Genomic DNA, 11,815 nt, shown 5'->3' on the forward strand with positions numbered 1-11,815 from the left:
AATTTTTAGGGGTTTTTTGTATTATTTGTTTGTAGTTCCTATGTAATTTTGTACGGTTCTAAAACCAATGTAGCTTCTTGCAGTGTCTGCATATTCGTAATCTCTAGAAGATACTTCCAAGAAATATGCTACGTCTTTCCAAGAACCTCCGCGTACAATTTTTCTTTTATTTTTTCTATCTTCTACATTCGGGTTCATTGTTGAGGCCATGTAGTAAGAAGATAAGTTGTAAGCACTGTTTGTCCATTCAGATACATTACCTGCCATGTTGTACAAACCGTAATCGTTTGCATTAAAAGATTTTGCTTCCATAGTATATAAAGCACCATCTACTGCATAATTTCCTCTTACGGGTTTAAAGTTTGCTAAAAAGCAACCTCTATCGCTTGTTGTACTTCCTGTACCCCATGGATATGTTGCAAATTCTAAGCCTCCACGTGCTGCATACTCCCATTCTGCTTCTGTAGGTAATCTAAAATCTGGTACTTGCGTTACGTTTTTTCTGGTTCTTAAGTAATCGTTTTTCTTTTTTGTTCTCCAATTACAAAATGCATTTGCTTGCCCCCAAGTGACACCAACAACAGGATAATCTCCATAAGATTGATGGTAAAAATAATCTTGATGCATTGGATCGTTATAAGAATAATTAAAATCTTTTACCCAAACTGTTGTATCTGGGTAAATATTTAAAACTTCTGTTTGAACAAAATCTTTTCTATTTCCTCCTTTTCTTGCTGCATTGTCTCGATCGAACCAAGAGTATCTATATTTTAAAAATTTTGTATTAAAGGTTCTAATTCCATCTACGGCTTCTTCTCTACTAATGTAAAGAGAATCCATAACCTCTACATAATCTACATCTGGATATTCTTCTGTTTTCCAAATCAATTCTTTTTCCCAATTTAAAGGTTTTATAGAGTCGATTCCGTCTCCTAAACTCCAATAGTTGTCGTACATGTATTTTTGATAAGGAGTTGCATTTGTTGTATCTGCAGTTGCAAATGCGTAATCGTGAATACCTCCAGAAGGCAATGCTCCATTAGGATCTGGTGTAGAGCTCAGTGCAGCAAACTCTGCTTGATACCCTAATCTTGTTCTTACGATAGAATCTCTAACCCAATAAACAAACTCTTTGTATTCGCTATTTGTAATTTCAGTCTCGTCCATATAATAAGGTCTAACTGTTACTGTTTTTGTTGGCGAATTCATGGTACCAATAATATCTTGGTCTTGTTTTCCCATTGTAAAAGAACCTCCTGGTATTAATGCCATACCATATGGTTTTTCTGAAAACCATTTTTTCTTAGCTTTTACACCTACCAATTCTCCTCTATCATTAGAGCCACAACTGTAAATTACTGTTATTAAGAGTGCAAATATTGCTGCTTTCTTCATATTCTAAATATATCTTTACTAAAAAGTTCGTAAACCTATTATTTTTTTTGTTAATAAACAATGTTCTAATTGTATTTTAACGTATTACTTTTCAATATTTTTTTACGACACCAGTTTTCTCATTGCTTTATACCATTTTTCTGGTATAATTTGCTTTGTAGCATCCTGATAATCTTTATATGTACATGGTATTAACGCATGTCTTTTGTATTTATTATCTGATAAAATATTTATCTCTAACCACCATCTACCAGATTTGTTACTTTTGTAGAAAGTTATAGGATCGTCATCTTCTAACAATACTGTAAATTTTTGATAGTTTTCTTTTCCTGAAAACGGATAATCTTTTACTCTAAAATTAACACCTTCGATAAAATACCAAATTATTTGCGCTATTAAATGTGCTGTTTGGTGGTTATTGTCGTGCTTAGAATTGTATTCGTAAATACCAAATGAAGAAACTTTATCGCTAATGCCTGCATATCTTGCAATTGCACAAATTTCTTCGCCATAAAATCCATTTGGAGACGCATTGTTGTTTGCTGGTGCTTCGCTTTGCCTAATTGCTCCAATATCTATCGAAACAATATCTGCATTTCTAAAAGCGGGTTCTATACTTTCTAAGTCTTTCGATTTTCCTAAACGAATTGTATCGAAATACAAAGTGTCTAAAAGTTCTATTTCGTCTTGTGAGTTAAAATAGGTTTGATATCCAATATTTGTGTAATTGAATAAGTTATTAGGCTCTTGCATAATAATTTTACTCAAATACGATTGCGAAGTTAGCTCGTCTTCTAAATTTCCTAAATCGAAACGACTATCTACTGCTGCTAAATTTACGGTTTGTTCTAAAGAATCGTAGGCTCTGTAATTTACATAGGTAATATCCTGGCCACCACCAATAATAATGGGAATGATATTTCTTTTTAACAAATAAGTTATAATTTCTGAAACAGCGAAATAGGTATCTGAAACTGTATTTCCTTTTAAGACGTTTCCTAAATCGGCAATATTTGTAGTCCATTTGCCCGGAAAAAGTTGATACAATTTTTTACGAATATGGTGTAAATCTTCTCCACAGCCAAAGTTGTCTTGAGAGTTTCTATCTTCTTGAACACCTAAAATGGCAATTTGTACATTTTCTAGGTCTGGAAAACCATTTTCTTGTGTATGAATGGCAATTTTATTTCCTAAAGAAGGTGAAGTCTGTGACACTAAATGCGCCACAACAGCTTCTTTTACAGGGGTTAAAAAATCTATATCCATTAATTATTTTAAAATAAAGTACGCAAGATACTAAATCATTATTTTTTCTTAGCGGTTTTCTTGGTGGTTTTTTTAGTCGCAGTTTTCTTTTTTGTAGCTTTCTTCTTTGGTGTTTTGGCTTCTATCATCTTAACTGCCTCTTCTTTAGAAAGTTTCTCGATTTCTGTAGTTTTTGGCAATTCTATTTTAATTTTTCCTTTGAGCACATTGTACCTTCCCCAACGTGCTTTTTCTACACGAATACCAACATCTTCCCAATTATGGATTACTTTATCGATTTCTTTTTGCTTTTTTACTTCAATTAACTCAACAATATCGTCGTCTGAAAGGTTATCAAAATCGTATTTTTATTTACATTGATAAACATTCCGTTCCATTTTATATACGGACCAAAACGTCCAACTCCTTTTTGAACTGGTAAACCTTCGTAATGATAAATTGGGGCATCTGCTTTTTGTTTTGCGACAATTAATTCTTTTGCCCTTTCTAAATCTACCTCCATTGGGTTTTCGCCTTTATCTAAAGAAACAAACATGTTTCCGAATTTAATATAAGGGCCAAAACGTCCGTTAGAAACAATTACCTCTTCATCTTCGTAGGTTCCTAACTTTTTTGGAAGTAAGAACAGTTCTAGTGCTTCTTCTAGAGTTATGGTTCCAAGATTTTGGTCTGTATTTAAGCTTGCAAATTGTTTTTCTTCGTCTTCTGGGGCTCCAATTTGTGCAATGGGACCAAATTTACCTAATCGTACTAAAACCGTTTTTCCAGATTCTGGATGTTTTCCTAAAATACGCTCTCCACTTTCTCTTTCTGCATTTTCTTTTACATCTTCTACATTATCATGAAATTTTTGATAGAAATCTTTAATCATTTCTGTCCAATTTTCATTTCCTTCGGAAATATCATCAAAAGAATTTTCTACTTTAGCTGTAAAACCAAAGTCTAAAATATTTGAAAAATTAGCTACTAAAAAGTCGTTTACAATATTGCCAATATCTGTAGGTACTAATTTATTTTTATCTGAACCTGTTTTTTCTGTTAAGGTTTGTGTTTCCAGATTTCCATTAGACAAAATTAATTGTTGATATGCTCTCTCTACACCTTCATTTTGTCCTTTTTCTATATAACCTCTTCTTTGTACTGTAGAAATTGTTGGTGCATACGTAGAGGGTCTTCCAATGCCTAATTCTTCTAATTGCTTCACTAAAGAAGCTTCTGTAAAACGATAAGGTGGACTGGTAAAACGCTGTGTTGCATTGATAAAGTTGTACTCTAAAGATTCGTTTATTTTTAGGTTTGGCAACATTCCTGCTTGCTCTTCATCTTCATTATCAGTACCTTCTAAATATACTTTTAAGAAACCGTCGAACTTTATCATTTCTCCGTTTGCAGTAAAAATTTTACTGTTTTCTGAGTTTTCTATTTTGATATTGGTACGTTCTAATTGTGCATCGCTCATTTGTGATGCCAATGTTCTTTTCCAAATTAAATCGTACAATCTTGTTTGGTCGTATTCTGTCTCGACCGTATGCATTTTCATGTTTGTTGGTCTAATTGCTTCGTGCGCTTCTTGCGCTCCTTTAGATTTCGACTTAAAAACACGTTGTTTGCTGTATTCTTTTCCGTAATAATTGCTAATTTCTTCTGCTGCTGCATTTCTTGCATCTATAGATAAATTTACACTATCTGTTCTCATATAGGTAATAAAACCGGCTTCGTACAAGCGTTGTGCTACTTGCATGGTTTTGCCTACTGGAAAGCCCAATTTTCGTGATGCTTCTTGTTGTAAGGTAGATGTTGTAAATGGTGGTGCTGGAGATTTTTTTGCTGGTTTTTTTGTTAAATCTGCAATTGAAAAATTGGCTTTTGCACAGGATTTTAAGAAATTTTCTGCTGCTTTTTTAGAATCGAAATTCTTTGGAATGGTTGCTTTAAAGGTTTTACCTTCGTTATTGGCGAATTCTGCAACAACTTTATAATATGTTTCTGATTTAAAGTCTTGAATGCTGCGTTCTCTTTCTACAATTAAGCGCACTGCAACAGATTGTACTCTTCCTGCAGACAAACCTCCTTTTACTTTACGCCATAAAACTGGCGATAATTCGTAACCAACAAGCCTGTCTAAAACTCTACGTGCTTGTTGTGCATTTACCATATTATAATCGATATCTCTTGGATTTTCGACTGCTTTTAAAATGGCATTTTTTGTAATTTCATGAAAAACGATACGTTTCGTATTATCGTCTTTTAAGTTTAATTGCTCTTTTAAGTGCCACGCAATTGCTTCTCCTTCTCTATCTTCGTCACTTGCCAACCAAACAGTGTTTGCTTTTTTTGCGAGTGATTTTAGTTTTTTTACAACTGATTTTTTATCCTCTGAAACAATGTATTTTGGACTAAAATCTCCATCTACATCAATGCCTAATTCTTTGGAAGGTAAGTCTGCAATATGCCCATAACTCGATTCTACTTGAAAATCTTTTCCAAGAAATTTCTCTATTGTTTTTGCTTTTGCTGGTGACTCTACAATTACTAAATTCTTTGCCATGTATCTTTCTTTTGTCGTAATTCTCGCAACCGAAACTGCAAGTTAATGGACTGCAAAAGTATGTAGTTTTTTTTTATTAATTTTTCTTTGAAGCTTTTTTACTTCATTTTTTTACAGAAATTTTATTCTACCGTAATTTTTTGCTTCATTTTTGTGGCTGAATTTTCACCTACAAATAGCAAAAATTCTCCTGATTCTACTTCCCATTTTCTATTAATTGTATAAAATTGAAGCACTTCTTTATCGATTGTAAAAGAAACTGTTTTTGTTTCTCCTGCTTGTAACATAATTTTTTCGAAACCTTTTAATTCTTTGGTTGGTCTTACAATACTTGCCACCAAATCTCTAATATATAATTGTACAACTTCTTCTCCAGCGACTTTTCCTGTATTTTTAACATCTACTGAAAGGGTAATTTTCCCATCGACATTCATGGTTTCTTTATCAACTTTTAAATTATCATAAGAAAAAGTAGTGTAACTCAAACCAAAGCCAAAAGGATATAATGCCGATTTTTTAGAGTCTGTATAACCAGAATAGGTTACGTGTTTCGAATTGTAAGGCCTTCCTGTATTTTTTTGATTGTAAAATAATGGTTCTTGCCCTACGTTTCTTGGAAAGGAAACTGGCAGTTTTCCTGATGGATTGTAATCGCCAAACAACACATCTGCAATTCCGTTTCCAGATTCTGAGCCTAATTGCCAGGTTACTAAAATTCCTGGTAAAATTTCACTTGCCCTGGAAATATCCATTGGTCTTCCATTAGACAATACCAAAACAATGTTTTTATTTACTTTATAAATTGCTTCTAATAATTCGTTTTGTAAACCTAAAAAACCAATATTTACCTGGCTTCTTCCTTCTCCTGATTGATAGGCATCTTCTCCAATTGCTAAAAAAACAACCTCTGCTTTTTTAGCCACTGCAACTGCTTCTTTAATTCCGGTTTTATCTTTTGTGTTAAATTCTAAAGGGTACAAAAATTGATTACTACCTGGTTTTACGGTTGGTATTGTTAATTCGACTCCTTTCTCATAATACACTTTCGTGTTTTTACTCACTTTTGCTTTAACACCTTCTAACAAAGAAACTGCTGAATTATACCTTCCTTTTGCTCTCCAATTTCCTAAAGGAGTGTCTTTATTATCTGCAAACGGACCAATTACTGCAATACTTTTTACATCTTTGGCGATTGGTAAAATATTGCCTTCGTTTTTTAATAAAACAATCGATTTTTTTGCAGCTTCTCTTGCAATAGCCAAATGCTCTTTTGTATAAATATTGTTTTTTTCTCTTTCTTCATCGCAATATTTATAAGGATCATCAAACAAACCTAATTGAAATTTTACTCGTAAAATTCTTCTTACAGAGTCTTCTAAATCGCTTAATGAAATTTTATTTTCTTCTAACAATTCAGCCAAATGTGCTTCATATGCATAAGATTCCATATCCATATCTGAACCTGCGTTTAATGCAATTTCTGCAGCTTGTTTTTTATCTTTTGCATAGCCATGTGACCTCATTTCTCCAATAGAACCCCAATCTGACACAATAAACCCATTCCAACCCCAAGCTTCTTTTAAAATGTCTCTTTGCAACACTCTGTGTCCTGTCGCAGGAATTCCATCAATATCGTTAAAAGAGTTCATAAAAGTTGCGACACCTGCTTTTGCAGCGGCTTTAAAGGGAGGTAAAATCATGTTATGCAATTCAAATTCGCCAACAGTAGTGGTATTGTAATCTCTACCAGCTTCGGCAAAACCATAGCCTGCGAAGTGTTTTGCACAGGCCGCAATTGTATTTATATTTGATAAGTCGTCGCCTTGAAAACCTTTCACCCTAGCAGCACCAATTAAAGATCCTAAATATGGATCTTCTCCTGCACCTTCCATAATTCTACCCCATCTTGCGTCTCTAGAAACATCTACCATTGGTGCAAACGTCCAATTTAAACCAGAAGCTGCAGATTCTTTTGCTGCGATTGTTGCGGTTTTTTGAATGGTTTCTAGATCCCAACTGGCACTTTCTCCTAGAGGTGTTGGAAATATGGTTTTAAGTCCATGAATTACGTCGTACGCAAAAATCATGGGTATTTTTAAACGAGAATTTTCCATCACTAACTTTTGCGCTTCCCGAACTTCTTTTACAGAAACCACATTTAAAACAGAACCTACCAAGCCTTTTTTCATTTTGTCCACTTTGTCTTGCGCACTTTTAGAGGATGCTGGCCCCGTTAAATCCCAACCTGCGGAATATTGTACCATTTGCCCAATTTTCTCGTCTAAATTCATTAGATTTAAAACAGAATCTACTTTCTGTTCTATTTTTTCGTCTAAATTGGAATTTGCCATTGACTTCTTAGAATCTTTACAATTAAAAAATATAGTTATAATGATTAATGTTGTAATAAAAAGCGATTTTGATTTTGTCATTGTAAATTATTTAAATTCGATTTCTGCAAACACAGGAAAATGGTCTGAAGGATATTTTAGGTTTTTAGAATCTGTTAAAACGGCGTATTTCTTTACTTTTAAATTACTGTTTTTAGAAAGCATAATATAGTCTATTCTTCTTGTTATTGGTTCGTGAAATTTAAATCCATTAAAGGTTCCTTCTGACCCAAACACGTTTTCTCCTGCCAATTCTTTGGTATCAGAAAAGTTGTTTTTTAATGATGAAATTAATTCGCTGTTTGGCTCTACATTAAAGTCTCCTGTTATAATTACAGGATAGTTTTTGGTATTTATTTTTTTGATTTCGGTTTCAATTAATTTCATTCCTTTTAATTGCGCCTGCGTTCCTTTATGATCTAAATGTGTGTTAAAAAACCATATTTTTTTATCCGAATTTAAAACAGTCATTAAGCCATAGGTGCAAATTCTTGGGTAGGCAGCATCCCAACCTTTAGAATTTTTCTCTGGAGTTTGCGATAGCCAAAATGTTTTTACATTGCTAAATTTCACTTTTCTTTTATCATAAAAAATAGCCGAATATTCGCCTTTGTTTTCGCCATCTCTACCTGTGCCAATATAATTGTAATGGGTAAGTTTTTCTTGCATTTCTGCAATTTGGTTGGGTTTGCCTTCTTGAGTTCCAAAAACAGTTGGTTCGTAAAATTTTATTTGTGAAATTAGGTAATCGCTTCTATTCGCCCAAGCATTTTCGCCGTCTGAAGCAACATCTAAACGAAGATTGTAGGTTATTACTTTTAAATTTTCTAACTCTTTTTCTGGGGAACAACTTGCAAAAATTACTACAATTGTTAACAAAATATGTTTCATAATTCTTAATTTTCTTTTTGAAATACCCTTACATAATCTACTTCCATTCGTTGTGGAAAAACGGAATCATCAATCCCTTTTTTACCACCTAGCATGCCACCTACTGCTACGTTTAAAATTAAATAAAATTTTTGATCAAAAGGCCATTCTGCAGTTGTTTTGTGTTCGTTTTTAAAGGTGTTATATATTTTACCATCTAAAATAAAATCCATTTTTTCTGATGTCCATTCTAAAGCAAAAACATGAAATTTATCATAAGGTTTATCGATTAAAATGCTCTTCCCTTTTTCTGTATTTTTATTGTGATTGTATGCTTTTGTATGCACCGTTCCAAAAATAGATTCGCTATTAAAACCAACGTGTTCCATAATGTCTATTTCGCCAGATTCTGGCCAACCAACTGCTTCTTTATTTTCGCCCAGCATCCAAATTGCTGGCCAAAGACCAACCCCTTTTGGTAATTTTGCACGCACTTCTATTCGGCCATATTTCCATGAGGCTAAATTTTTAGTGGTTAATCTTGCAGAAGTATATTTGCCTATTTTACGCTCTGCTGCGTATTTTTTCCAGCTTTTCTTTAAAAAAATGGGGTTGTTATAATCTTTATTTGCAATTGTTTCTTTGTGTGCCTCTAAAATTAATTTTCCGTTTTCTACTCTTGCATTTTTTAAGCTATCTGTATAATATTGTTCTTCTTTATTGGCAATAAAACCATAAGCATAGCTCCATTTTTTGGGGTTTGGTTTGCCTTTGTAATTAAATTCGTCGCTCCAAACTAATTTATAACCTTCTTTAATTGGCGATTTTTCGATTCTTTCGAAAACTAATTCGGGTTCGTTTGTGGTAATATAATTAAAATTATTTGCCAACATCCAATCGATATCTTCTACTTTATTTGCTGTCCAACCATTTAAGGTAATACCTAATTTTTTGGCACTTTTTATAAATTCTGGTTTACTTTTTATTTTATAAAGTAAATAATCTAAACCTGTAATTCTGTTTTCTTTTAGAACTTCTGGAGATTTGTAACCATCTAAATACTGTGTTTTTGCGTTTGGATTTTTCTCTACAATTCTTTTTAAAATATCGAAACTGAAACTTATGTAAGAAATAACATATTTGCTTGCTTTTAACTCTTTTACTAGAGTTAAAACTCGATCTGTTATCAATTCGTTTCGTTTCTCTGAAGAGGTTGGTTTTATTTCTATAACAAATCCTGTGGAGGTATTATTTTTCATTCCGGCCTTTAAATACGCTTTAAGAGTTGGCAGTTTTTCTCCATTAGAGAGTTTCGTTTTTGCTAATTCTTTATAAGTTGTTTCTTCAATTAATAAGCCTTTATAATCTTTATCGTGGGTAACTACTAAGACCCCATCTTTTGTAATTCTTACATCTAACTCGCTACCATGACATTTTAAACGAATGGCTTCTTTTAATGATGCAATAGAGTTTTGTGGCAAATTCTTTGCTTTCCAAGCCCCTCTATGAGCAATTACTGGGTTTTTTGCAAAATTTATTTTTTTGATATCAGAAGAATTATCACACGAAAGAAAGAGAAAGAAAATAAAGAATGTTGGTAAAAAACGCATTTTTAAAAATATTAAAAGCTATAAATAAGTAATGATAAAAGAGAATAGTATCGAAAAGAGATTAGGGGCTTTGTTTCGATACTATTCTTAATTTAAATACTATTAATTATTCTGGATAACCATCGTTTTGAGGGTAGTTTGGTCCTAAAAGATTTAATTCTGCAATTGGAATTGGAAAATTCACATAATAATCTTTAACAGCTGTCCTAGCATGGTTGTAATCTGCAGCTTTAGTTCCATTATTTCCTGCAAACTGCTGTATTTGAGAGAGGAATGTTCCTGTACGTTTTAAGAAATAAAAACGTTGTCCTTCGAAACCTAGTTCTCTTGCTCTCTCGTCCATAATTGCTTGCATATTTACAGTTGTAATGTTTGCTGCTTTTGCTCTATTTCTAATTTTATTGACATACTCTAAAGCTTTCGCAGTATTTCCTTGCATTAGATGAGCTTCTGCACCAATTAAATAGGTCTCTGCTAATCTATAAATCATTATTGTAGAAACGTGGTTCGATTCTGCAGGATCTGCAGTTTCTTGTCTAAATTTAATACATCCTGGATTTATAAATCTGTAATAGTTTTTTCTTTCGCTTGCTTTGTTAGAATTTCTATCATATATGTCTATTACATCTCCTAATTGTTTTCCTGGAGGTAAATTTGCTGCGTCATTATATTTATATTCTGTAATGTAATAATTTCCATCATCCCTATCATCATTTGGGTCTTGTGCTAGTAAATTTATAATGTAATCATTCATCAATAAACCTCCTAATCCATTCCCTCCATTTTCAATAGAAAAAGTTGCTCCTGGTACAACATCGTACTGTGGAATTAATTGAAAATTCATTTGATTTGTTCCTCCTCCAGCAATATCGTCATCTACTTTATACTGGATAGAAAATAAATTTTCTGAATGATTCATATCATTTAAAAAGACTTCTTTTGTAGTTGGCACTAAAGAAAAATTAGCATTGTTAATAATTATATCTGTTTGTGTAACGGCTTCTGCATAATCTTTTTGCCAAATTGCAACTTTTGCTTTTAAATGTCGAGCTGCTGCTTGTGTCCATCTACCATTTTCTGTGGTTGTCCATTCTAACGTTTTAATAGCGTCATTTAAATCGCTATTTAAAAGTGAAAAAATTTCTTCTACTGATGATTTATTTTGCGGTCTATTAAAGGCATTTTCTGGTGTTGTTGGTTCTGTGGTAACAAAAATATTATTAAATAGTCTATACAAGGTAAAATAAGAATTTGCTCTAAAGCATTTTGCTTCTGCAATTAATCTATTTTTTCTTTTAACATCTGTAAAACTTACATCTTCTGCATATGTTATTACAGCATTAGATCTATCAATTAATTTATAATAGTGTTGCCAGAATTCTGCTAACCTTTTTGTTCCTGCTCTTGTTTGATCTACACCCCAAGTAACTTGTCTTGCCATAAAAGCAATTTCTCCTGCTCTAGGCAATACTATATCTGACTTTGCTTGTGGTACTAAAGGTAAACCCGAATTTCTCAATGCTCCATTTTGGTAGAGACTTCTATTTAAATTATACAACCCAATTGTAGCCAATTCTAAACCTTCTGGAGTGTTATAAATAAAATCTGCAGACGTGTCCGAAAGTAGTTCGTCTTGTAAATAATTTTTACAAGAAAATGATATCAATAGTACTGTTACTGCTACTATTTTAATGCTCGTTTTTAAAAGTTTTCTTATGTTTTTCATGATACTAATA

General features: G+C 32.7%; 6 protein-coding genes and 1 pseudogene. All 7 read right to left on the reverse strand.

What is annotated here, in order from left to right; all coding sequences use genetic code 11:
• Positions 1-21: 21 nt before the first annotated feature.
• On the reverse strand, positions 22-1,395 hold the full coding sequence (gene porK, locus JL193_RS05075; RefSeq protein WP_207972775.1) for a T9SS ring complex lipoprotein PorK/GldK: 1,374 nt from the start codon (positions 1,393-1,395) through the stop codon (positions 22-24).
• Positions 1,396-1,497: 102 nt separating this feature from the next.
• Positions 1,498-2,661 carry a formimidoylglutamase gene (locus JL193_RS05080; protein ID WP_207972776.1) on the reverse strand — a complete coding sequence of 388 codons (1,164 nt, stop codon included), beginning with the start codon at positions 2,659-2,661 and terminating at the stop codon, positions 1,498-1,500.
• Between the two features lie 38 nt (positions 2,662-2,699).
• Positions 2,700-5,209, reverse strand: a pseudogene (gene topA, locus JL193_RS05085) (type I DNA topoisomerase).
• Positions 5,210-5,331: 122 nt separating this feature from the next.
• Positions 5,332-7,641, reverse strand: coding sequence for a beta-glucosidase BglX (gene bglX / locus JL193_RS05090; protein WP_207972777.1), 2,310 nt, complete (start codon positions 7,639-7,641; stop codon positions 5,332-5,334).
• A gap of 6 nt (positions 7,642-7,647) precedes the next feature.
• On the reverse strand, positions 7,648-8,490 hold the full coding sequence (locus JL193_RS05095) for an endonuclease/exonuclease/phosphatase family protein (protein WP_207972778.1): 843 nt from the start codon (positions 8,488-8,490) through the stop codon (positions 7,648-7,650).
• Positions 8,491-8,495: 5 nt separating this feature from the next.
• Positions 8,496-10,079 carry a glycerophosphodiester phosphodiesterase family protein gene (locus JL193_RS05100; RefSeq protein WP_207972779.1) on the reverse strand — a complete coding sequence of 528 codons (1,584 nt, stop codon included), beginning with the start codon at positions 10,077-10,079 and terminating at the stop codon, positions 8,496-8,498.
• A gap of 106 nt (positions 10,080-10,185) precedes the next feature.
• Positions 10,186-11,805 carry a RagB/SusD family nutrient uptake outer membrane protein gene (locus tag JL193_RS05105; RefSeq protein WP_207972780.1) on the reverse strand — a complete coding sequence of 540 codons (1,620 nt, stop codon included), beginning with the start codon at positions 11,803-11,805 and terminating at the stop codon, positions 10,186-10,188.
• Positions 11,806-11,815 lie beyond the last annotated feature (10 nt).

It is taken from the genome of Polaribacter batillariae, assembly GCF_017498485.1.
In the GTDB taxonomy this organism is placed as follows: Bacteria; Bacteroidota; Bacteroidia; order Flavobacteriales; family Flavobacteriaceae; genus Polaribacter; species Polaribacter batillariae.